Origin of the sequence: Arthrobacter mobilis (assembly GCF_012395835.1) — a bacterium.
GTDB classification, from domain to species: Bacteria; Actinomycetota; Actinomycetes; order Actinomycetales; family Micrococcaceae; genus Crystallibacter; species Crystallibacter mobilis.
Window position 1 is genome coordinate 48,470 of record NZ_JAAZSQ010000013.1, and the last position, 22,995, is coordinate 71,464.

General features: G+C 68.2%; 19 protein-coding genes. 13 read left to right on the forward strand and 6 right to left on the reverse strand.

The features are described 5' to 3' along the window. Window positions 1-203: 203 nt before the first annotated feature. Window positions 204-1,523, forward strand: a complete 1,320-nt coding sequence (locus tag HGG74_RS13545) for an endonuclease/exonuclease/phosphatase family protein (RefSeq protein WP_168487140.1) — start codon at window positions 204-206, stop codon at window positions 1,521-1,523. Window positions 1,524-1,581: 58 nt separating this feature from the next. Here the strand turns inward: HGG74_RS13545 and HGG74_RS13550 are convergent, their stop codons facing one another. Further along, on the reverse strand, window positions 1,582-2,334 hold the full coding sequence (locus tag HGG74_RS13550) for a metallophosphoesterase family protein (RefSeq protein ID WP_168487141.1): 753 nt from the start codon (window positions 2,332-2,334) through the stop codon (window positions 1,582-1,584). 466 nt (window positions 2,335-2,800) lie between these two features. Further along, the gene (locus HGG74_RS13555; RefSeq protein ID WP_168487143.1) at window positions 2,801-3,580 is read right to left on the reverse strand and encodes an SDR family NAD(P)-dependent oxidoreductase; all 780 of its coding nucleotides are present in this window, start codon (window positions 3,578-3,580) and stop codon (window positions 2,801-2,803) included. A 163-nt stretch (window positions 3,581-3,743) separates the two neighbouring features. Between HGG74_RS13555 and HGG74_RS13560 the strand changes: the two genes are divergently transcribed. The 8 genes from HGG74_RS13560 (at window position 3,744) to HGG74_RS13595 (ending at window position 13,483) form a co-directional block, all read left to right on the forward strand. Next, window positions 3,744-4,898, forward strand: coding sequence for a dihydrodipicolinate synthase family protein (locus HGG74_RS13560; RefSeq protein WP_168487145.1), 1,155 nt, complete (start codon window positions 3,744-3,746; stop codon window positions 4,896-4,898). A gap of 2 nt (window positions 4,899-4,900) precedes the next feature. Further along, window positions 4,901-5,707: a sugar phosphate isomerase/epimerase family protein gene (locus HGG74_RS13565; RefSeq protein WP_168487147.1), complete on the forward strand. Its 807-nt coding sequence runs from the start codon at window positions 4,901-4,903 to the stop codon at window positions 5,705-5,707. A 34-nt stretch (window positions 5,708-5,741) separates the two neighbouring features. Next, on the forward strand, window positions 5,742-6,770 hold the full coding sequence (locus HGG74_RS13570; protein WP_205761906.1) for a LacI family DNA-binding transcriptional regulator: 1,029 nt from the start codon (window positions 5,742-5,744) through the stop codon (window positions 6,768-6,770). Between the two features lie 327 nt (window positions 6,771-7,097). After that, a complete protein-coding gene (locus tag HGG74_RS13575; RefSeq protein ID WP_168487148.1) occupies window positions 7,098-8,129 on the forward strand; it encodes a LacI family DNA-binding transcriptional regulator in 1,032 nt (343 codons plus the stop codon). A 113-nt stretch (window positions 8,130-8,242) separates the two neighbouring features. Continuing rightward, window positions 8,243-9,862: an acyl CoA:acetate/3-ketoacid CoA transferase gene (locus HGG74_RS13580; RefSeq protein WP_168487150.1), complete on the forward strand. Its 1,620-nt coding sequence runs from the start codon at window positions 8,243-8,245 to the stop codon at window positions 9,860-9,862. Window positions 9,863-9,919: 57 nt separating this feature from the next. Then, window positions 9,920-10,717 carry an enoyl-CoA hydratase/isomerase family protein gene (locus HGG74_RS13585; RefSeq protein ID WP_168487152.1) on the forward strand — a complete coding sequence of 266 codons (798 nt, stop codon included), beginning with the start codon at window positions 9,920-9,922 and terminating at the stop codon, window positions 10,715-10,717. A gap of 111 nt (window positions 10,718-10,828) precedes the next feature. Continuing rightward, window positions 10,829-12,268, forward strand: a complete 1,440-nt coding sequence (locus HGG74_RS13590) for an MFS transporter (RefSeq protein WP_168487154.1) — start codon at window positions 10,829-10,831, stop codon at window positions 12,266-12,268. Window positions 12,269-12,346: 78 nt separating this feature from the next. Then, window positions 12,347-13,483, forward strand: a complete 1,137-nt coding sequence (locus HGG74_RS13595; RefSeq protein WP_168487156.1) for a glycerate kinase — start codon at window positions 12,347-12,349, stop codon at window positions 13,481-13,483. Between the two features lie 24 nt (window positions 13,484-13,507). Here HGG74_RS13595 and HGG74_RS13600 read toward each other — a convergent pair whose 3' ends face one another. Beyond that, entirely contained in the window at window positions 13,508-14,227 is a 720-nt protein-coding gene (locus HGG74_RS13600; RefSeq protein ID WP_312856843.1) for a DUF2306 domain-containing protein, read from the reverse strand. A 123-nt stretch (window positions 14,228-14,350) separates the two neighbouring features. Here HGG74_RS13600 and HGG74_RS13605 point away from each other — a divergent pair, with 123 nt between their 5' ends. Continuing rightward, window positions 14,351-15,100 carry a TetR family transcriptional regulator gene (locus tag HGG74_RS13605; protein WP_168487158.1) on the forward strand — a complete coding sequence of 250 codons (750 nt, stop codon included), beginning with the start codon at window positions 14,351-14,353 and terminating at the stop codon, window positions 15,098-15,100. Between the two features lie 93 nt (window positions 15,101-15,193). Here the strand turns inward: HGG74_RS13605 and HGG74_RS13610 are convergent, their stop codons facing one another. From HGG74_RS13610 to HGG74_RS13620, 3 genes are all read right to left on the reverse strand, one after another. Next, window positions 15,194-16,630: an aldehyde dehydrogenase family protein gene (locus tag HGG74_RS13610; RefSeq protein WP_168487160.1), complete on the reverse strand. Its 1,437-nt coding sequence runs from the start codon at window positions 16,628-16,630 to the stop codon at window positions 15,194-15,196. A gap of 144 nt (window positions 16,631-16,774) precedes the next feature. Further along, window positions 16,775-18,499: an amidase gene (locus HGG74_RS13615; RefSeq protein ID WP_168487162.1), complete on the reverse strand. Its 1,725-nt coding sequence runs from the start codon at window positions 18,497-18,499 to the stop codon at window positions 16,775-16,777. After that, on the reverse strand, window positions 18,499-19,542 hold the full coding sequence (locus tag HGG74_RS13620; protein WP_168487164.1) for an agmatine deiminase family protein: 1,044 nt from the start codon (window positions 19,540-19,542) through the stop codon (window positions 18,499-18,501). The genes HGG74_RS13615 and HGG74_RS13620 overlap by 1 nt, the downstream gene beginning before the upstream one ends. Before the next feature lie 93 nt (window positions 19,543-19,635). Here HGG74_RS13620 and HGG74_RS13625 point away from each other — a divergent pair, with 93 nt between their 5' ends. From HGG74_RS13625 to HGG74_RS13635, 3 genes are all read left to right on the forward strand, one after another. Continuing rightward, window positions 19,636-20,277, forward strand: a complete 642-nt coding sequence (locus HGG74_RS13625) for a TetR/AcrR family transcriptional regulator (RefSeq protein ID WP_168487165.1) — start codon at window positions 19,636-19,638, stop codon at window positions 20,275-20,277. Between the two features lie 140 nt (window positions 20,278-20,417). Then, the gene (locus HGG74_RS13630) at window positions 20,418-20,849 is read left to right on the forward strand and encodes a universal stress protein (protein WP_168487167.1); all 432 of its coding nucleotides are present in this window, start codon (window positions 20,418-20,420) and stop codon (window positions 20,847-20,849) included. Window positions 20,850-21,092: 243 nt separating this feature from the next. Beyond that, window positions 21,093-22,925: a calcineurin-like phosphoesterase C-terminal domain-containing protein gene (locus tag HGG74_RS13635; protein WP_312856844.1), complete on the forward strand. Its 1,833-nt coding sequence runs from the start codon at window positions 21,093-21,095 to the stop codon at window positions 22,923-22,925. Window positions 22,926-22,995: the final 70 nt, after the last annotated feature.

The window sequence follows — 22,995 nt, forward strand, 5'->3', positions numbered from 1 at the left end:
GGAGGACGACCGCGAGGAGGAGGACGAAGGCGCTGCAGCCGCACTGCTGATCCCCGGGGCAGTCGTCGCCGAACTGGAAATCGACAAGAAGACCGGAGTCATCGAGGAGATCGAACTTCGATAGCCCACGCACCCTGCAGGACAGCGGCCGCTCCCCGAGGAACCGGCCGCTGTCCTGCAGCTGCAGTGCCACAAGGAAACACATGGCATCACTTCCCCGCAGGGCCGCCGCATCCGGACTGGCCGCCCTGCTCTCCCTCGCGCCGACGGCCCCGGTTGCTGCCGTCGCCGCCCCTGCGGACGGCCCGGCGGCGCCGGTGTGGTCCATGCCGGCAGCACCGGCGCCCACCGGCTGGTCCGGCACGCTCCGGACCGGCACCCGGGCCTACTTTCCCGGCCGGTTCACCACCCTCGAAGCCACGGGCGGCCAGGACAGCATCACGGTGACCTGGAACAGGACCTCCCACACCACCCACTACAGCATCGTGGTCGCGGACAATGCGGCCATGACCCGGAACGTGCGCACCTTCGGGGACATCACGGACACCAGCTACACCATCCGGAACGTCAGCCACGGATCCCGGTCGGGAATGCCCAACTTCATCCGGCTTTACGCCCACAACCAGGATTTCAGGACCAGGCCCTCCGTCCGGCTGACCGCCTACGCCGCGGCTCCGGAGGTCAGCGGCAGGGAACAGGTGTCGGTGGCGACCTGGAACATCCTGTGCGCGGTCTGTACCAGCACCCCCGGTCCCGGCACGCCCAAATGGACCCAGCGGGTGGGCATCATCGAGCAGGCCGTCGGGTCCAGGAAGCCCGATGTCCTGCTGCTGCAGGAAGCCGGCAACTACGCCGTGGCCGGGATGAAGACCAGGGCCATGGATGACTTCGCCAAGCGGCTGAAGGGTTCCGGGTACGCCTTGGACTGCAGGCCGGAGAGCCGGGTGGCCGGCTACTACTCCAACCGGGTCGCCTACAGCACCCGGAAGTTCAGCCTGGTCCGGCACGGCACCTTCGCTCTGCCGAAGGCCCCGGGCAGCAACGTCCGCGGCGCCGCCTGGGTGCTGCTGAAGTCGAAGAAGACCGGCCGGAAGTTCTACGCCGTCTCCTTCCACACGGACCCGCACATCCCGCTCACCGGCAAAAACTCCAAGACCGCCACGGTGACGCGGATCGACGCGCGCATGAAGTCGCTGAACAGGCAGAAACTGCCGGTCATCATCGGCGGGGACATGAACAGCAGCTTCTACCAGCTGCCCTCCAACATTCCGCACGAGACCCTGATGGAGCTGGGCTGGACCGACGCCGCCTCCAGTGCGCACACGACCAACTACAAGTACCCGACCTTCAACGGCTACCGCGACCAGCGGCAGACCTGGGGCAGGATCGACTACATCCTGACCAAGGGCATCCAGGGAACCGTCTCCTACGAGAATGTCCTCGACATCGACAGCAGCGGCCAGTTCACGTCGACTCCCGGGTCCGACCACAATATGGTCCTGGCCAGGGTCAGGCTGAGATAGCCCGGACGGCCGCCGGGATGCCCGCCGGGAGGATCCCGGGTGCTGGATCGGGCAGGACTCAGACCGTGAACTCCTCGACGGCCAGGGTCTGAAGGTCCAGGGACACCAAGTTCCCGCCGCAGAACTCCTGGTGCAGGACGTGGACCCGGGTCCGGGTCCCCGGCATCAGGCCGGTGCGCCGCTGGTGCCAGTGGCCTGAGAACACCAGGTGCGGCGTCGTATTCCTCACCGCCTCGGCAACCAACAGGCGGCTGGCGTACGAGTCCCGCTGGATCGCCTGAAGCAGCCGGCGGGGGAAACCGGCGGCGACGTCGATGCCGGCGGGCACCTCGTGGGTGATGAGCACGTCCAGCGGTCCGGTACCGAGCCGCTCCACGTCCCCGGGCATGACCTCCTCCCCCTCCCACCAGGACTTGCCCAGCTTCCGGCGAAAACGGTCGATGCTGTAGGCGCCGCCCAGGGCCCCGAAACGGACCCCGTCCAGTTCCCAGCGGTGCCCGCGGGGCGCGTAGAGCAGCCGGTCGCTGATGGCCCCGAAGCCCTCACCGTTCCGCGGCAAGGCGCGCAGCTTCGGGTGCACGTCGTGGTTGCCGTCGACGAAAATCATGGTGATTCCGTGCTCATCCAGCCGCCGCTTGAGGACTTCGGTGAATTTGTCGTCGCCGTTCGCGGCCGGCCAGAGCACCGCCAGGTCCCCGACCTGGACCAGCGCTGTGAACCCCGTCGTCGCCGCACGGCGCAGCACCTTCTCCATCCAGGCGGTGCTGCCGTGCCAGTCGCCGGCCATCAGGACCTTTCCGACGTTCTCCATATCCTCCTTCCATGCACCGCCGGGGCCGGGCGGCGGTCAGGGCACGTCCGGCTCAGGGGCCTAAAAGCGCTTAGCAAGGCGAATATCCGGTGGAAGCAGTCCCGGCTTCACCTGCGGGTCTTTGCATTAAATATGCCCCTGACTACGGTAAAGGGCAGGTTGACCGTTTCACCGAACTGCCCCAAATAAGCCGGTCGGACGGGACGCCTGCCCCGGGAAGGTGGCGTTGAGCCGTGCTCCGCCACCGGCCGGGGCCGGTGCCATTGCCAACCGCCGGCCCCGGCCACTCCTCGGCGGCCGATTCCCACATCCCCTCCCCCGGCGACATCACCGCGACCTGCTGCGCGCGCACGCCGACACCGCCCTGACCGTTATCGGAAACGGCCAATACGACTTGCAGGGGATCCGCGATGCAGACCGGAACACCGGCTGGGACGACGCCAGTCGCTAGGTCCGGGACGAACCGTCAGGTGATGGAGTATCCGCCGTCGACGGGGAGCACGACTCCGGTGATATACCGGGCGGCGTGTGAGGCGAGGAAGACGACGGCGTCTGCCACGTCGTGGCCGTCGGCCAGCCGCTGGAGGGGGATCCTGGTCAGTACTCGGTCGCGGAAGTCCTGCTGGTCCAGCACCTCGGCGGTCATGGGGGTGACGATGTAGCCAGGCGATACCGCGTTGACGCGGATGCCTTTGCTTCCAAGTTCTGCGGCGAGCCCCTTGCCCAGCTGTACGAGGGCGGCTTTCGTTGCGCCGTAGGGCACGATGCCGGGGACTGCCCGGTCGGCGGAGAGTGAGGCGATGTTCACGATGCAACCCTTGGATTCGGTCAGTGCGGGCACTGCCGCCCGGCACAGCCGGTAGGCGGCCGAGAGGTTGACGTCGACCAGCCGCTGCCAGTCCGGCTCCTCGACTTCGGCTGCTTCGGTGCGGAGCTGGATGCCGGCGGCATTGATCAGGACATCGAGCCTGCCGGTGCGCTCGACGGCGAAGCGGACGGCATCCTCGGCGGCGGACGGTTCCCCGAGGTCCAGCTGCAGCCCGTGGCCGTTCAGCCCGGCTCCGGCTTCGGCGACGGCCGCAGCCACGTCGATCAGTACCGGCACGGCACCTTGGGCGGCGAAGGCTTCGGCGATGGCGAGGCCGATTCCGCCGGCCCCGCCGGTAATAAGCACCGTGCGGCCGGTGAATTCACCTGCGGCTGCTTCCTGCTGCTGTGCGGACAGGGACACGGTCTGTGAGTTCATGAGGATTCCTTCGGGACGGTTAGGGAAGGGTTCCATCATGAAAACATACTCTGAAAACGTTTACAAGAGACCGAGCGCTGCGCCGCCCTCCCTCTTTACACCCCAGATAAGGATGGTGTTTCATTAACCTTCGTCGCGTTGTAAACGTTTTCAGGAGGACACGATGACCACAGTTTCACTGCCCGTCGCCGGCGGTACCGAGCGGCTCGTGCTCTCGGCTCCGGCCAAGCTGGAATCCGTTTCCGGGCCCTCAGTAAGCCGGACCGCTTACGCCGCCGCCCACGTGGTGGCCGACCCGTACCGGGCCAGTGCCAGTGATTCCAGCGGCGACATTGACTGGGACACGACCCTGCAGCTGCGGCACAACCTGTGGGAGCGGGGGCTGGGCGTGGCCGAAGCCATGGACACCGCCCAGCGCGGCATGGGGCTGGACTGGCCGCGCGCCCAGGAACTCATTGACCGCACTCTCAAGGAGTCGCAGAACACCGGCGGCGCAGTCGTCGTCGGCATGGCCACCGACCAGCTGCCTGACCATGAGGCCTCGCTGGACGCTGTGCGCAGGGCCTACCTTGAGCAGCTGGCCTTCATTGAGGAGCGCGGGGGCACGGCCGTGATGATGGCCAGCAGGCACCTGGCCCGAGGCGCACGGAACGCCGAGGATTACCTGCGCACCTATTCGGAGGTGCTCGGGCAGGCTTCCCGGCCGGTCGTGCTGCACTGGCTCGGAGAAGCCTTCGACCCCGCCCTGGCCGGCTACTGGGGCAGCCGGAACATCGACGAGGCGATGGAGACAGTGCTGGAGCTGATCCGGAACAACACCTCCAAGATTGCCGGCATTAAAGTCTCCCTCCTGGAACCGGCCTACGAGATCGCCCTGCGCAAGGCACTGCCTGCCTCGGTCAAGCTGTTCACCGGTGATGACTTCAACTATGTCGATCTGATCGCCGGGGACGCGAAGGGGTTCAGCCATGCGCTGCTCGGGGCCTTCGGGGCCATTCCGGCACACGCGTCCGCGGCACTGGCGGCACTGGGCCGCGGCGATGAATCAGCGTTCCGGGCCATCCTGGAGCCGACGGTGCCGCTGAGCCGGCTCATCTTCGCCGCCCCCACCCAGTACTACAAGACCGGAGTCGTGTTCCTGGCCTACCTGAACGGCCAGCAGGATCATTTCCGCATGATCGGCGGGCTGGAATCCGGCCGCAACCTGCTGCATCTGGCCGACCTGCTCCGCGCCGGAAACAACATCGGCCTGTTTGACGATCCTGAGCTGACCGCAGCCAGGGCCGCTTCCTACTTCGCCGCCCAGGGAATCCGGTAACCATGGACATCTCCCGGTGCAGCATCAACTCCACGACGGTCCGCAGCGCCAGCCTGGATCAGCTCATCGACCTTGCCATCGATAACGATATTGCCGGCATCGGCCTCTGGCGCGATGTCTACGCCCCACTGGGGGTCACCCGGTCCGCGGAGCTGGTCCGGTCCTCCGGAGTGAGGGTGACCAGCATCTGCCGCGGCGGCATGTTCCCCTACCGGGACGGCGAGGAAAAGGCCCGGATCCTGGAGGACAACCTGCGGGCGATAGAGGAAGCCCATGCCTTCGGGGCGGAGTGCCTGGTCCTGGTGTGCGGGGGGCCCAACGGCCTGGGCCTGGATGCCGCCCGCGCCCAGATCCGCGAAGGCATGGAGGACCTGGCCGGCCACGCACAATCCGCCGGGGTGAAGCTGGCCGTTGAGCCGATGCATCCAATGATGGTCACGGAACGCTCCGCCATCGCATCCCTTGCCGAGGCTAACGACCTGGTGGAATCCCTGGACCATCCGTCCGTAGGCATCGCGCTGGACGCCTACCACGTCTGGTGGGACGCCCGGCTCCGCCAGGAGGTCCTGCGGGCCGGCGGAAAGCTCCTGACCGTACAGGTCTGCGACTGGGTACTGCCGCTGACCGGCCTGCTCAGCGGCCGAGGCATGCCGGGAGAGGGCAGCATTGACCTGACCTCGTTTGTTCGGCTGTGCGAGGAGGCAGGCTATGACGGCCTGATCGAGGTGGAAGTGCTCAGCGATCTCTGGTGGAGCCGCCCGTACCCTCAGGCCCTGAAGGCCGCGCTGGACGGCTTTGCTGGCATCTAGGGTGCAGAATTGATGCAGCAGGCGAAAGGCACCGGTGAACGAGCGTAAACCCAGACGGGGACAGGGCACCCGCACGGCGGCAACGATCCGCACCGTGGCCGCCCGCGCCGGCGTCTCCACGGCCACCGTCTCCCGGGTGCTGACCGGAACCGCCCCCGTGAACGAGGAGCTCGCCGAGCGGGTCCGGACGGCAGCGGCGGAGCTGTCCTACAAGCCCAACGCCGCTGCCCGAGGACTCGTGCTGGGAACCATGCGCAGCCTGGGAATCCTCATGCCGGACATGAGCAACCCCTACTTCTTCGAAGTGGTCGACGAGATCAACCGTGCCGGAGCGGCCCAGGCCTTCCGCACCCTGGTGGCCAGCTCCTACGGCGATCCGGACGCCGAATTGGAGACGGCCAAGGACCTGCTGCCCCAGGTCGACGGCCTTTTCCTGCTCTCCTCACGCATCCCCGTGGAAGGCCTGCGCACCCTCGCCCGGGCCGAGGTCCCGGTGGTACTGGTCAACAGGATTGAGGTCGGCGTCGACCTTCCCATGGTCGCCGTCGACGTCTTCTCCGTAACCATGGAACTGTGCGGCCAACTGCTGCGCCAGGGACACCGCAAGGCGGTGTACCTGTCCGGCTCGCCCGACTCCTGGCAGAACCGGGAACGCTGGCGGGCCATCTGCACGGCCGCCGCCATGGGCCTGGAAACGGAGTGCGTCCAGACGGACGGAACCATCGAATCCGCCTACCAGGCCGTCGACCAGGCCCTCAAACACCAGCCCACGGCCCTGCTGGCATTCAATGACCTGGCAGCCATCGGGGCGGTCTCCCGGCTCCGGGACCTGGGACTTGAAGTGCCCGCCTCCGTGTCCGTCACCGGATTCGACGACATCCCGCTGGCCCGCCACACCGAACCGAAACTGACCACCATCCTCAGCCCCACCGCAGAACTCGGACGCACGGCCTGGAACCGGATGCACGCGCTGCTGCAGGGAATCCCCTCCCCCGCCGCGCAGATGCTCCCCGCCCACCTCGTCATCCGCGACTCCCTCGGACCCGCTAAACCGATCCAGTAATCCTCGGCCCCGCCCTCCCGGCGCTGCACCACCGCGTCCACACCCGCGGCTGATAAGGCCAAACGAACTCCCTGCGGCCACACCCCTTGTCCCGTGAACACGGCGACGCCCTGGCGGAGCCCAAGAGATTTGTCGCCGGCGGCGGGCCGTGCCGGGAAGCTTCCGGCACGGCCCGCCGCCGGGATTCCCCTGAGGCAACTAAACCGATCCAGCCAGTATTGACACGCCAAAAGGAGACCCTGACGAAAATTTTTTCAAAACTACTGGATCGATCCAGTAACGTGATCTACACTGGTTTGTGTTAGCCCGCTCACAAAGGAGAAACAGATGCCGCGCGTTACCCTTGCCGACGTCAGCCGGCACGCCGGCGTTTCCCGCTCCACCGCTTCCCTGGTGCTCAACGACAGCCCCACCATCCCGCTGTCGACCAAGACCCGGGTGCGCCAGGCCATGGCTGAACTGGGCTACGTGTACAACCGCCAGGCCGCGACGCTGAGGAACCAGAAGTCCATGGCCATCGGCCTGGCCGTGACCGAGGTCAGCAACCCGTACTTCGCCGAACTGGCCATGGCCCTGGACGATGCGGCCTACGCCAACGGGTACACCGTCGTCGTCGGCTACAGCCGGGACGACACCGAACGCCAGGATCACCTGATCTCCACCCTCCTGGAACGGGGAGTGGACGGACTGATCCTGCTGCCGGCCGCACTGAGCGAGGCAACCAGCATCGACCGGCTGCTCGCCGGCAGCCGGACACCGCTGGTGCTGCTGGCCCGCCACTTCAACCTCGCCCACGACTATGTCGGGGCGGATAACCGCACCGGCGGGCAGCTGCTGGGCCGCCATATCCAGAGCATCGGAGCCAGGACGGTCGCCCTGGTCGGCGGCCCGGAATACACCTCCGCCCGGGTGGAACGCACCGAGGGGATGAAGTCCGTCTTCGACAGTGCCGGCATCAGGCTCGAACCGTCCACGGTGCTGGCCAGCGAGACCACCCCGGCCGGAGGAGCCAAGGCCACCGCCGAACTGCTGGACAGCGGCATACTGCCCGACGTGATCGTCGCCTACAGCGACGTCATCGCCGGCGGCATCTATGCAGAACTCCACGCCCGCGGGCTGGAACCGGGCCGGGACATCGCCGTGGCAGGCTTCGACGACATCCCCGGCTCCGCCCAGATGATCCCCCCGCTGACCACCGTCGCGACCTTCCCGAACAAGATCGGCACCGCCTGCGCGGAGATGATCTTCAGCCGGATCGCCGACCCCGAGCCCGACAACGGGCACGAACACGTCCTGATCGAACCGCGGCTGCGCATCCGCGCCTCCACCGCCTCCTGGCGGCCGCGCACCCCCAGCTAGCCCCCGGCGTCGCCCGGCACCCCCGATTCCCCTTACCTCCCGCACGCCCCGCACCGTGCTTCCGCACGCCCAAAAACAGCTTTCGGCGTACCCGAACCCGCCCAAGGAGCATCATGAAAACGACCAGAATCCTCACTGCCCGCGAAGCCGCCGAGCTCATCAATGACGACGACGTCATCTCCGTCAGTTCCTCATCCGGCCTGGGCTGCCCCGACGCGGTGCTGGCCGGCATCGGCGAACGCTTCACCGAAACGGCCGCCCCGCGGAACCTGACCACCATCCATCCCATCGCCGCCGGTGACATGTGGGGCATTAAGGGCATCGACCACCTGGCCCGCCCGGGCCTGCTGGCCCGGATCATTGCCGGCTCGCTGCCCTCCGGCCCCTCCAGCAGTGAGCCGCCGCTGATCTGGCAGATGATCGAGAACGAGCAAATCCACGCCTACAACTTCCCTTCCGGGGTGCTGTACCAGATGCACCGGGCTGCCGCGGCCCGCCAGCCGGGCGTTTTCACCCAGGTCGGGCTGGACACCTTCATCGACCCGCGCCAGGAAGCCGGACGCATGAACGGCTCGACCCCCAGGGACATCGTGGAACTGACCGAACTGAAGGGCAGGGAATGGCTGTTCTTCGAAGCCCAGGTCCCGGACGTGGCCATCATCCGCGCGACCACCGCCGACGAAGACGGGAACCTCACCTTCGAGGAAGAGGCCTCACCGCTCGGGGCGCTGGATCTGGCCTACGCCGCGCACAACAACGGCGGCATCGTCATCGCCCAGGTCAAGCGGATCGCCCAGGCAGGATCCCTGGATCCCCAAAAGGTGCGGGTGCCGGGCATCCTCGTGGACGCCGTCGTGGTCGCTCCCGACCAGCTGCAGACCACCCAGACCCCCTACGATCCGGCCATCTCCGGGCAGCTGCGCCGCCCGCTGAGCACCCTGGAGCCGGTCGGCTTCTCCCTGGAGAAAATCACCGCGCGCCGGGCCGCCCAGGAACTGCAGTCCGGCGAGACCGCCAACCTCGGCTTCGGCGTCTCGGCCCTGGTTCCCCACATCCTCGTGGAGGAAAAGCTGGGCAACGAGGTCAGTTGGGTCATCGAACAGGGAGCCGTCGGCGGCGTGCCGCTGCTGGACTTTGTTTTCGGCGTCGCCCAAAATCCCGACGCCATCATGCCCAGCATTGACCAGTTCACCCTGCTGCAGGGCGGAGGCTTCCAGCATTCCCTGCTCTCCTTCATGGAAATCGATGTCCAGGGCAACGTGAATGTGCACAGCCTGCCGCGCCGGCGCCACGTCACCGCCGGTGTCGGCGGTTTCGCCGACATCACCTCCAGTGCCCCGTCCATCATCTTCCTGGGCGCCTTCACCGCCGGCAGGAGGGACATCCGCATCGAGGACGGCCGGCTGAACATTGTCTCGGACGGCCCGTTCACCAAGTTCGTCAACAAGGTCAACTCCACCACCTTTTCCGGACAGCGCGCCCTGGCCAACGGACAGGACGTCATGTATGTCACCGAACGCGCCGTCCTGAAACTTGCGCCCGAGGGCCTGACCGTTACCGAAATCGCCCCCGGCGTCGACCTGGAAAAGGACGTCTTGGGCAAAGCCGACTTCGCCCTGAACGTCAGCGCCGAACTGCGCCTGATGGACGCCCGGCTCTTTGAACCGGCCCCCCTGGGCCTGAAACTGCCCGGCCTGGCCCCGCACCACCGGCTGCAGCAGTTGGATTCCTAACCCACCATTCGCGGCCTTCCTCTCCAACCTCTGCCACAGCCAGAACGGACCACTCCCATGACCGAAACACTCCCCGGCACCGACACCGTCTGCCTGGACCTTGACCCGACCGGCCAGATAGCAACCATCACCATTGACAGACAGCACAAGCTCAACGCCCTGACCCTGGAACTGCTCGAAGACCTCGAACCCCTCCTGCACCAGGTCGACTCCTCCAGCGCCCGGGTCCTGGTGCTGCGCACAGCCGGCAGCAAGGTCTTCTGCGTCGGTGCGGACATCACCCGGTTTTCCCAGTTCAGCCCCGTGGGCATGTGGCGGCAATGGATCACCATCGGCCACCGGGTCTTCAACCTGCTGGCCGGGCTCCGCCAGCCCACCATCGCCGTTGTCGACGGGCTGGCCGTGGGCGGCGGGCTGGAACTGGCCATGGCCTGCGACTTCCGCATCGCCGCCGACACGGCCGGCTTCGGACTTCCCGAAACCAGCCTGGGCACCATCCCCGGCTGGGGCGGCACCGAACGGCTCACCCAGCTGGTGGGACCGGCCCGGGCCAAGGAAATCATCCTGGCCCGCCGCCGCATCGGCGCCGAAACCGCCCTCGCCTGGGGCCTGATCACCGAGGCCGTACCGTCCGAGGACCTCGATGCGGCCACCGGCGCCCTGGTCGCCATCCTGCTGGAAGGGGCACCGATCGCACAGCAAACAAGCAAGCAACTGATCCACGCTGCCGCCGCGGGAGCACCCTCGGCCATCCTGGAAGCCATCGCCAGCGGATTCACCGCCGCCACCGAAGACTTCCGTGAAGGCGTGGCCAGTTTCCAGGAAAAACGGCCCGCCACCTTCACCGGCGCCTGAACCGGCGCCGGGCCCGGACTGGCCCCTTTCCTAACCGGCCGCGCCAGCCGTCCATCCATAGCAATACCCATCAGCGTGTGAGATCATCCACACCGTAAGACAGGCAGACCCATGCATACTAACGATGGCGTTACTATCAAAAACCACACAGCCGACCCGCAGGTCACCAAGGCGGACCTGCGCCGCGCCGCCTGGGCCAGCTCGCTGGGCAGCGCCCTTGAATACTACGACTTCGCCCTGTACAGCCTCGCTTCGGCGCTGATTTTCAGCCCGCTCTTCTTCCCCAACAGCAACCCGGCAACCGGGCTCATCCTCAGCTTCGGCACTTACTTCCTCGGATTCGCCATCCGCCCGCTCGGCGGCATTATCTTTGGCCGGCTGGGCGACAAAATCGGCCGGAAATTCGTTCTGCTGGCCACCATCGTCCTCATGGGCGGTTCCAGCACCCTCATCGGCGTCCTGCCGACCTACAACGGCAGCAGCGGCGACTGGTACTCGGCCGGAGCCGGCATCTGGGCCCCCGTCCTGCTGATCGCCCTCCGCCTGCTCCAAGGCCTGGGAGCCGGTGCCGAAATGGCCGGGGCCTCCATCCTCATGACCGAATACGCTCCCCGCAAGGAACGCGGCTTCTACGCCTCCCTTCCCTTCATGGGTGTCCAAATCGGAACCGTGGTCGCGGCCCTGGTCTACTTCCTGATGTTCAATGCCAACCAGAACACCGCCATCACCGAAACCTGGCTCTGGCGCGTCCCGTTCCTGGCCAGCGTTCTCATCCTCGGCGTCGCCATCTTCATCCGGATGAGCCTGAAGGAATCCCCCACCTTCCAGAAGCTCGAAGCCCACGAGCAGATCGTCGACAAGCCTCTGACTACGCTTCTGAAGAACTCGCGCCCCACCCTGCTGCGCGGCATCGGCCTGCGCCTGGCCGAAAACGGAACGTCCTCGATCTACCAGGCACTGGCCGTCGCCTACGTCACCTCCCAGGCCGTGGGCGTCACCGGCCCGATCGGCGCCCTGTCACTGGTCTTCGCCGCTTCGCTGGGCTCGATCGTCGTACCGATCGCCGGCAAGCTCTCCGACCGCTTCGGCCGTGTGAAGACCTACCGCAGCTTCGCGCTCTTCCAGCTCGTGGCCGCGTTCCCGATCTGGTATGTGCTCAGCCTGGGGGACACGGTCCTGACCATCGTGGTGGTTTCACTGGCCCTTGGCATCGGCACGTGGGGCATGTTCGGGTCCCAGAGCGCCTTCATGTCCGAACTCTTCGGTGCCCGCCAGCGCTATCTGGGCGTCTCCGTCGCCCGCGAAGTCTCCGCCGTCATCTCCGGCGGAATCGCCCCCATGATCGGAGCGGCCATCATCGCCGCAGTCATCAGCGCCGACGGCGGCCCCGAGGTCACCGGTGCCGGTCTCGGCGCCTGGATCCCCATCGCCGCCTACACCGCGGTGCTGTCCCTGATCACCGTGATCTCCACCTTCTTCATCCCCGAAACCCGCGGCAGGAGCCTGGACGATCTCCGCGACGCCGTAGACGACCCCACTCTGGCGTCCTAGAAATCCATCCACCCCCAGATACGCCAGGTGGTGCCGTTCCCCGGGGAACGGCACCACCTGCCCGGATTGAGACCCCTTATGACACAAAAAACGGTCCTCATCGCCCCCGACAAATTCAAAGGAACACTGACTGCCCTTGAAGCAGCAGCCGCCATGCAGGCTGCCGTTCACCGGATTTGGCCGACAGCCTCCATCATTCGCCTGGGCCTGGCCGACGGCGGAGACGGCACCTGCACAGCTGCGCTCGCCGCAGGTGGAACCGAACACTCCACAACCGTCACCGGCCCCCTCGGCCGGCCCGTCCCAGCGGCGTGGGTGCGGTTAGGTGAAACAGCTGTCCTCGAGATGGCCAATGCCAGTGGCCTCAGGCATGTGGAGCCCACTCCCGAAAACGCCCTGCGTGCGTCCACCTTTGGCACCGGGGAGCTCATCCGGGCTGCCCTGGACGATGGTGCCACACGCATCGTCATCGGGCTTGGAGGATCTGCCACAACCGACGGCGGGGCCGGCGCCGTCCAGGCCCTCGGCGTCAAGATCCTCGATGCAAACCACAATCCCATCCCCGAGGGCGGTGCCGGCCTGGGAACAGCGCGGTCCATCGACCTCACCGGCATGGATCCACGTTTATCCCAAATGGAGATCGTGATGGCCTGCGACGTCACGAACCCACTGTGCGGGCCCAACGGGGCCGCACATGTCTACGCAGCCCAAAAAGGCGCCAACCCGGGCGCCCGGATTGCCCTGGACGCGGCCCTGGCCTACTGGGCGCACCTGCTGCGCTCCATATCCGGAGTGGATGTGTCCAAACTGCCCAGGGCCGGAGCCGCAGGAGGTTTTCCAGCCGCATTCATGGCCCTCACCAACGCGACCATGCAGCCCGGAGCCGATCTGGTCTTCGACCTTATCAATGTGGACGAGGCCCTGGCAGCAGCCGATCTCGTCCTGACCGGGGAAGGATCCCTCGATGATCAGTCCATCCAGGGCAAGGCCCCCATCGCGCTGGCCCAGCGCGCCCGGACTTCCGGCATTGACGCCATTGCCATAGCCGGCAAGCTCGAGCTGGACCAGGCAACTCTGGCCCCTCACGGAATAGTCGTGGCCGAATCCGCGGCGCAACACGCACCATCCCTGCAGGACGCTATGAGGAACCCCCGGCACTACCTGGAAAAAGCAACAGAATCCGCGCTTCACCAATACGAACGGATCCGGCAATAATCCCACGGGAGCGACAGTTCTCCATCAAGCGGCTGTAGGGACACCTGAAACTGCTCCCGCTTTGACCTGTCGCCTCCTGAGGTCCCGGCGGCGGATGATGTACTCCGCGACCGCGAGGTTCAGCATCCAGGCCATCCCCATGAGCACGGCCCGGGCCAGTTCGCCGGTGGGACCGATGAGGAGCATCCAGGGCAGGAGCACCACGACCTGGGTGCCGGCGCCCAGGCCGATGGCATAGGCGCGGGTCATCCAGGCCCCGTGCTTACGGAAGTCCCGGCGCCGGATGGCCAGCATGCCCAGGACGAGGCCGGCCACCATGGCCGAACCGAAGAACAGCCGGAGGACGAGAAGGACCTCGCCGTCGCCGGGCGGGAGGGCGTAGAAGGCCGACATCCACAGGCCGGAGAGGGCGGCCGCGAGGCCGGCAGGGATGAGGATGCGCCCGGCGACCCGGTGCCAGCCGCGCCGGCCGCGCAGCGACGGCACGAACTGGAACGCCCCGAGCACGCTGTACACCGTCACGCTGACGATATGCGCCACCACCGGGACGGGAGAAGCGAAGAACCGCGCGTTTTCCGGCGTGACGTCAGCACCACCCGCCAGTTCGGCCAGGCGCAGCGACCCCTGGAGCACCGGGACGAAGCTGAGCAGGATCAGGGCGGCGGGCACCAGCCAGCGGGCGCGGGGACGCCGGGTGGCTGCCGGGGCGAGGGCTGGAATCTCGATGTGGCTGGTGGGGTTCACGACGGCGTCCTCTGCGGCTCGACGGTAAAAGTATACGGCGTACACCTTCTGCTGCCAACGCTAGGTGTACGTTGTACGCTTGTCAAGGGCGGAAAGGACCGGAACGTCCGGGAAAGGTGGCTGATGGCTGGGCAGGCCGAAGAGGGCCGGCGCGTGCGCCTGAACAGGGAGCGCGTGCTGGCCGCCGCCGTTGCCCTGGCCGACGAGGCCGGCATCGACTCGCTGAGCATGCGCAGGCTGGCCCAGGAGCTGGGCGTGGTGCCGATGGCGCTCTACAAGCATGTGGCGAACAAGGAAGAGCTCCTGGACGCGATGGTCGATGTCCTGGTCGCCGAGATTGATCCTCCCGCCGGCGGTGCCGGCTGGAAGAGTGCGATCCGGCAGCGGGTGCTCTCGGCCCGGCGGGTGCTCCTGCGGCATCCGTGGGCCCGCCAGGTGCTCGAATCCCGCACCAGGCAGACTCCGGCGGTCCTCGGGTACACGGACAGCTTCATCGGGATGTTCCTGGCCGGCGGCTTCTCCGTCGACCTCACCCACCACGTCATGCATGCTCTCGGCAGCCGGATGTGGGGTTTCACCCAGGAGTTGTTTGACGCTCCGGCCGGCCCGAAAGCCGACGCCCCGGCGGTGCCGCCGGAGGCCTTGGCAGCGATGTTCCGGCAGATGGCCGAGCGGTATCCGAACGTCGCGCGAGTTGCCATGGCGGCGGCTCACGAGGAGGGCTCGGTGGTCGGGCACGGCTGCGACGACCAGTTCGAGTTTGAGTTCGCCCTCGATCTGCTCCTGGACGGCTTTGAACGGCTTCACCAACAGGGCTGGACGTCGAGGCAGGCCAAACCCGCCCGCATGCCACCGGCCTCGACCGGCACCTAAGGCCATTCCCCCGGAGGAAGCGTCCCGGCGGCGGTTAAACGGCAGGACCCCGGCCACCGAAGTGGTGGCCGGGGTCCTGCGGGATCCTGCGGGTCAGCCGTTGATGACCTGGGGGGTGCCGAGGTGTTTGAGGCCTTCGATGCCGAATTCCAGGCCGTAGCCGGACTGCTTGGCGCCGCCGAAGGGCACGCGCGGGTCCACGGCGCCGTGCTTGTTGATCCAGACGGTGCCGGCCTCGATCCGGGCGGCGACCTCGCGGGCCTTGTCCGGGTCGGCGGACCAGACCGAGGCGCCCAGGCCGACCTCCAGTCCGTTGGCCATCTCGATTGCCTCCTCGATGCTGGAGTACTTGATGATCGGCAGGGCCGGGCCGAACTGCTCCTCCGCGACGAGCGGGTTGTTGTTGTCGATGTCGGCGACCAGGGTGGCCGGGTAGAAGTAGCCGGGCTGCTCCGGGTCGGGGTTGCCGCCGGTGAGCACCCGGGCGCCGGAGTCCCTGGCGGCCTGGACCAGGTTGGCGACGATGTCGAACTGGGCCTTGTTCTGCAGCGGGCCGAGCACGTTGTTCTCGTCCAGCCCGTGTCCCATCGGCATGGTCCGGGCCAGCTGGGTCAGTTCGGCGCAGACGGCGTCGTAGATCTCCTCGTGCACGTACAGGCGCTTCAGGGCCGCGCAGGTCTGGCCGGTGTTGATGAACGCGCCCCAGAACAGGCCCTCGGCGATGGCCTTGGGGTCCGCGTCCGGCAGCACGATGCCGGCGTCGTTGCCGCCCAGTTCCAGGGTCAGGCGCTTGACCGTGTCCGCGGACGAGCGGATGATCGCCTTGCCGGTGGCGGTGGAGCCGGTGAACATGACCTTGGCGATGTCCGGGTGGGAGGCCAGGGCCTGGCCGACCTCGCGCCCGCCCGGGACGACGGTGAGCACGTTCTCGGGGAAGACCTGGTTGAGCACCCGGGCCAGGGCCAGCACGGAGAGCGGGGTGTACTCGGAGGGCTTCATGACCACGGTGTTGCCCATGCGCAGGGCCGGGGCCAGCTGCCAGACGGCGATCATCATCGGCCAGTTCCACGGCCCGATCGCCCCGACCACCCCGAGCGGGCGGTAGAAGAGCTGGGCGCGGGTGCCGTCCTCCTCGAGAAGGGTTTCCGGCTCGAGTTCGAAGCCTGCGGTGGCGCGCAGCCAGGCCGCGCAGGCGCCGACCTCGAAGCGGGCGTTGGGTCCGTTCAGCGGCTTGCCCTGCTCGCGGGAGAGCAGTTCGGCCAGGGCCTCGGCATTGGCCTCGACGGCGTCGGCGGCCCGGTTCAGGAACCCGCTGCGTTCGGCGTGGCCCAGTGCCGCCCAGGCCGGCCGGGCGGCCTTCGCGGCCGCGACCGCGGCCTCGAGCTCGGCAGCACCGGGTTCGGCCACGCGGCCGACGGTCTCGCCGGTGGCCGGGTCCTTGATCTGGCGGCCCCCGGTCTCCGGCTCGATTACGGCCAGCAGGTCCGCAGCGGTGGCAAAGGTGCCCTGAAGGGTGGATTCGGCGGTCATGGTCCCTCTCCTTGATCGTCGATGCAGGTGGTGGTACTGCCACCACCTTGCCCCACCGGCAGTCGGCAGGTCTTGGCTTTGAGCGACCAAGGGTTGACGCTGGGTGCATAACCGCGTCCGCGCCGGACCGCCGGACCCGCCGGCTCAGTCCAGCGGCGGGGTGCGCGGCGGAACGGTGCGGCGCTCCCCCGTCGCCTCGAAGGCGGCGGCGAGCCCCAGCAGGGCGGCGTCGTCGTAGGCCCGGCCCGCGAAGGTCAGCCCCACGGGCATGCCGATGTCGGCCATGGTGCCCATCGGCACGGTGACGGTCGGGATGCCCAGGTGCCGCGGCACCAGGTTGCCGTTGGCGACCCACACGCCGTTGCGCCAGCCCAGGTCCGCGGAGGCTTCGTTGACGTCCATGTCGGCCGGTCCGACGTCGGCGACGGCGGGGAACAGCACGGCGTCCAGGCCGAGGCGGTCCATCCATTCCTCCAGGTCCACCCGCCGGGTTTCCTCGAGGCCGCGCAGGCCTTCTGCCAGGTGCGGGATTTCGGTGAAGGAGGACACCTTGTGCTCGCGGATGTGCGCCGGGTAGTCGGCGATGTCGTCGTCGAAGCCGTCGTAACGGTCCGGCAGCGCGCCGTCCGGGTGCGGGAAGATCTTCGCGCCGTCGACGCCGGCCAGGCTGCTGAGCGCCGGATCCCCGTTGGCGGCGAGGAAGTCCTCCCATGCCCAGGCCGAAAGGTCCACGATTTCGCGCCGGAGGTATTCCCGGCTGACCAGGCCGCGGGTGGCGATGGTGGGGGCGCCGGGGCGGTCGCCTTCGTAGTTGGAGACGACCGGGAAGTCCACCAGCACCACTTCGGCACCGGCCGCTTCGAGGTCCCGCCGGGCAGCGTCCCACAGGTCGATTACGGACTGCCGGGTCTGGATGCGTTGCCCGGTGGGTCCGCCGATGCCGGGGTGTTCGCTCGTGCCGGCCTCGGGGTCGGCGTTGACGTACATGCGCGGCACGCCGAAGCGCTTTCCCCTCAGCGCTGCCCGGGCGTCCTCGGCGCCGGCGGGCGCCAGTGCCGGGTAGGAGGCCGGGCGGATGGCGGAGGCGGCAGGGATGGGCACCCACGGCTGCATCCGCCAGAAGTCGCCCCGGCGGTCCGGGTCGTCGGCGACGATGACGTCGAGCAGTTCCAGCAGGTCGGCCATGGTGCGGGTGTGCGGCACCACCACATCCATGGTGGGGACCAGCGGCCAGTTACCGCGCACCGAGATCACCCCGCGCGAGGGCGTGTACGCGCACAGCGCGTTGTTCGACGCCGGGGCACGGCCGCTGGACCAGGTCTCCTCCGCGAGGCCGAACGCCGCGAAGCTGGCCGCCGTCGCGGTGCCGGAGCCGTTGGAGGAGCCGGAGCCGAACGCGGCGGTAAGGAAGTCTGCGTTGTACGGGCTCTCGGCGCGGCCGTAGAGGCCGCGCTGCATGCCGCCGTTGGCCATCGGCGGCATGTTGGTCAGCCCGATCAGCACCGCCCCGGCGGTGCGCAGGCGCTCGATGGTGAAGGCGTCGCGCTGCGCGGTGAGGTGCTCGAACGCCGGGGAGCCGGCGGCTGCGGTCAGGCCCTTGGCCAGGTAGCTGTCCTTGGCCGTGTACGGGATGCCGTCCAGCGGCCCGAGCGTTTCGCCGCGGGCCCGGCGCTCGTCCGAGGCGCGGGCCTCCGCCAGGGCCTCGGGATTCATCACCACGAGCGCGTTCAGCCGGATGCCGCCGCGGTCGTAGGCCTCGATCCGGTCCAGGTAGGCCTGGACCAGTTCCTCGCTGGTCACCTCGCCGGCCTCCAGGGCGGCGCGCAGCTGCGCAATGGAGGCCTCGACGACCTCGAAGCGGCGGCCCATCAGGCCACCTGCCCGGTCAGCGCGGGCTGCTGCTGGGTGATGCAGTGGATGCCGCCGCCGCGGGCCAGGATCGGCCGGGCGTCCACGGTGACCACGCGGCGGCCCGGGTAGGCCTCGGCCAAGATCTCGGCCGCCAGGGCGTCGGCCCGCTCTTCGCCGTAGCCGCAGGCGATGACGCCGCCGTTGACCACGAGGTGGTTGACGTAGCTCCAGTCCACGAAGCCTTCCTCGTCCCGCAGGGTTGCCGGTGCCGGCAGCGGGACGATCTCGAAGGGCTTGCCGGCGGCGTCCACCTGGTTTTCGAAGAAGGTCTGCAGGCTGCGGCTGACCTCGTAGTCGGGGTGCTCGGGATTGCCCTGCGAGTGCAGCAGGATCCGGCCCGGGGACGGCAGGGTGGCGACCATGTCGACGTGCCCGCGCGTGCCGAGGTCCTCGTAGTCGCGGGTCAGCCCGCGCGGCACCCACACGGTGTGAGTGGTGCCCAGGGTGCGGGCCAGTTCCGCCTCGACGCGTGCCTTGTCGGCGTACGGGTTGCGGGCAGGGTCCAGCTGCACGGTTTCGGTCACCAGCACGGTGCCCTCGCCGTCGACATGGATGGCGCCGCCTTCGTTGACCAGCACGGAGCTGACCAGTTCGGCTCCTGCCTGGGCCGCGACGAAGCGGCCGGTCCCGCGGCTCTTCTCCCACTCGGACCAGGCCGGGGCGCCCCAGCCGTTGAAGATCCAGTCCACCGCGCCGAGCACGCCGGGCCGTTCGTCGTCGACGACGAAGGTCGGGCCGATGTCGCGCATCCAGAACTCGTCCAGCGGGGCCTCGACCTGCTCGATCCCGCTGCCGAGCATGCGGCGGGCCCGGTCGCGCTCGCCCGGGTCCACCACCATGGTCACCGGCTCGAACTCGGCCACCGCATGGGCGACGGCGGTCCAGGCCGCATACGCCTCCTCGGCCGAGGCGGCGTCGTCGCCCAGGGTCAGGCCGGGGCGAGGGAACGCCATCCAGGTGCGCTCGTGGGGGGCGGTTTCGGCTGGCATTCTCCAGGCCATCAAGACTCCTCTGTCGTGGGGTGGCTGCACACCCAAAAGCCTTATTGATCATGCGATCAATAGTGTTGAAAAACTACTTTAGACTGGTCTGTGATGTCAAGCACCCCACAGAAACGCGCCGCCCGGAAAGCTCCTGCCGAGCGCGCCGCCGAAATCACCCAGGCCGCCCGGAACCTGGCGCTCGAGCGCGGCCTGTCCACGATCACGCTGCGCAATGTCGCCGCCCGGATCGGCGTGGCCCCGGGCCTCGTGGCGCACTACCAACCCAACGTGGAGGCGCTGGTGGCCGGCACCTTCACGGCCATCGTCGCCGAAGAGATCGAGGAGGTGGCCGGCCTGCTGGCCGGGCTGCCCGCTCCGCGCGAGCAACTCGGGATGCTCCTGGACACGCTGCTGGACAATGCCCGGCTGGATGTGACGGCCATCTGGGTGGAGGCATGGACCCTCGGGCGCCGGAACGAGGCGCTCGCGGCATGCGTGCGCGAGCAGATGGACGCGTGGCAGGCGGTGCTGCAGGGCGTCGTCGAGGCCGGCATCGCCGCCGGCGAGTTCGAGACCTCCGACCCCGCTTCCGTGGCCTGGCAGATCCTCGGCATGATCGACGGCCTGAACGCACAGGCACTCGTGCGCTGGAACGGGGTCAGCGACCGCGGCACCCACCTGGCCCGCGCCGTGGAAGGGATGGTGGGTGCCGCCCGCGGCTCGCTGCTGCCGCGCAGCCCCTCGCGGTCCTAACCCGGGTGGCCGGATCGCCGCGTGGCCGCTGCCCCCGCGGACTGTCCCGCATTGGTACCCGGACCCGGCAGGTATAGGGTCGGGTGGAGACCCAGACCATGGACACCGCCACCCGGCGGGCGGAATAAGGAGGAAGCAGCATGACAGGTGTTGTGATCGTGGGAGTCGACGGCAGCGAGACTGCGTTCAAGGCGGCTTCACGGGCGGCTGTCATGGCCGAAGGCCTCGGTGCCGAGCTCGCCGTACTCAGCGCCCACGCCAAGGACAACACCGAGATCGTCAAGATCGGCAGCGACACCTGGATCCTCGACGACGCCGAGCAGGCCGGGAAGCTGGCGGAGCGGGTCGCGGTCAAGCTGCGCCAGGAGCACCCGGGCCTGAGCATCCGTCCCGTCGCCGTGCGCGGCAAACCCCAGGATGCCCTGGTCGAGGAAGCAACCCGGGCCGGGGCCGGCCTGCTGGTCGTGGGCAACGTCGGCATGAAGGGCCTTGGCCGCGTGCTCGGCAGCGTCGCCAACAGCGTGGCGCACAACGCGCCCTGCGATGTGCTGATTGTGAAAACCGCCCAATAACCTCCCCGGCCGCGCGCCGGCCGGCGCCTTCGCTGCGCCGGAGGGATGGCAGGCACGGCCCCGGCCCGCTGCTGCCGCACAGTGCATCAGGCTTCTGGGCCAGGGTTTTCCGCAGCCTCGGTGAGTCGTTACGAATGCGTCCATTTCCCGTCGCGCCGCCGTGGTTAATTGTTTACCCACGGCTGCGACGGTGGCATTGGCAGGCCGGAACCGGCCGCCAAGCCACCCGACCGGAGGTTCATCGTGCACCCGAGTACCACCCCGTCCCAGACACCCTGCGCCCGGCCCCTCGGCCTGGCCGCCGGCACCTTGGCGCTGATCTTCAGCGGCGCCCTGCTGGCCCCCGCCGCCACCGCGGCCCCCGACAGTGCTCCGGCCGGCAGCGGCTGGGCGGCGACGGCCTACCGCGGCAGCGTCGACGTCGTCGAGGGACCGGACGAGGACCAGCAGACCATCGACGGCACCGTGTTCGTGGACAAGGACCGGGACTCGGTGCAGGACCGCAACGAGCCCGGCCTGGCCGGGGTCTCCGTCTCCAACGGCCGCGACGTCACCACCACGGACGGCAGCGGCCGCTACGAGTTGCCGGCGTTCGGGAACATGACGGTCTTCGCCACCCAGCCCCGCGGCTACCAGGTGCCGGTCGACGAAAACAATGTCGCACAGTTCTTCTACCACCACCTGCCCGAAGGCTCGCCGGAACTGCGCCACGGCGGCATCAGCCCGACCGGACCGCTGCCGGACGAGGTGAACTTCCCGCTGGCCAAGAGCAAGCTCACCCGGTCGCCGGAGCAGCACTGCCTGATCGGCGGCGATGTCCAGACCTACAACCAGGACCAGGTGGACTATGCCCGCCAGGGCGCCTTCGCCGACCTGGCAGCCCGTGACGACTACGCCGGGTGCGGCACGCTGTTTATCGGCGACGTCGTCGGCGACGACCTGTCGCTGTACCCGCAGACCCGGGAACTGGCCGGGATGCTCAACGGCCCGGCCCGGTTCCTGCCGGGCAACCATGACCTGGACTTCGACGCGACGACCAGCGAGCACACCTTCGACACCTTCCGGGCCAACCTGGGCCCCGAGTACTACTCGTACGATGCCGGCAAGGCCCACGTCGTCGCCCTGAACACGGTGGAGTTTCCGACCAAGCTGCCGGCCGCCAAGGGCGACTACACCGGCTCGCTGGATGACCGGCAGCTCGAATGGCTGCGCAACGACATCGCCCAGGTGCCCGAGGACCGGCTGATCGTCCTGGCCGCGCACATCCCGCTGCTGGACTATGCCGACCAGGGCAGCGCCAAGCACCAGGTGGAGCAGGTCGCCGAAATCTACCAGATCCTCGAAGGCCGGAAGGTCGTGGCCGTGGGCGGGCATACCCACAGCATCGAAAACCTCCGCGAAGGCGACTCCCTGGCGGGCTGGTCCGAGCTCTTCGGCGTCGACCGGCTGCCGTTCACCCACATCACCGCAGGAGCCATCTCCGGCGACTGGTACTCCGGACGCACGCTGCCCGAGGGCTACCCCACCGCCGTCCAGCGCGACGGCAGCCTGCCCGGCGTGCTCACCCTGGACATCAGGAACACCGACTTCCGGGAGCGCTTTACCGTCCGCGGCGAAGATGACTCCCTGCAGATGGCCCTGGGCCTGAACACCCCGCGCTACCGGCAGTGGTACGCCGAGAATCTGGACAACAAGGGCTCCGCCCCGGAGTTCGCCGATCCGCTGGTGGTCTCCCGGGACGACCTGGCCGGCACCACTTGGCTGACCACCAACTTCTGGATGGGCAGCACCGGCTCGACGGTCCAGGTGCGGATCGACGGCGGCCGGACAGTCGAGGCGGTCCGCACCCAGCAGATGCAGGGCGAGGGCCAGCTCGTTGGCGCCGAGTGGTCCGACCCGGCGGCCGTGCAGGAGCAGCTGGTCAGCGGGGGCAGCCTGGCCGACCGCATGATGCACCTGTGGCGGCTGGAACTGCCCTCCGACCTCGCCGCCGGGGAGCACACCGCGCAGGTCACGGCCACCGACGTCTACGGCCGCGAGTTCACCGAAACCCTGACCTTCCAGGTCGCAGAGTAAGCCCCTGCCGCCGCTTCCCCGCACCTTATGACCGTGTGCCGGCGTCTGCCCGAATCAGCCCGGGCAGGCG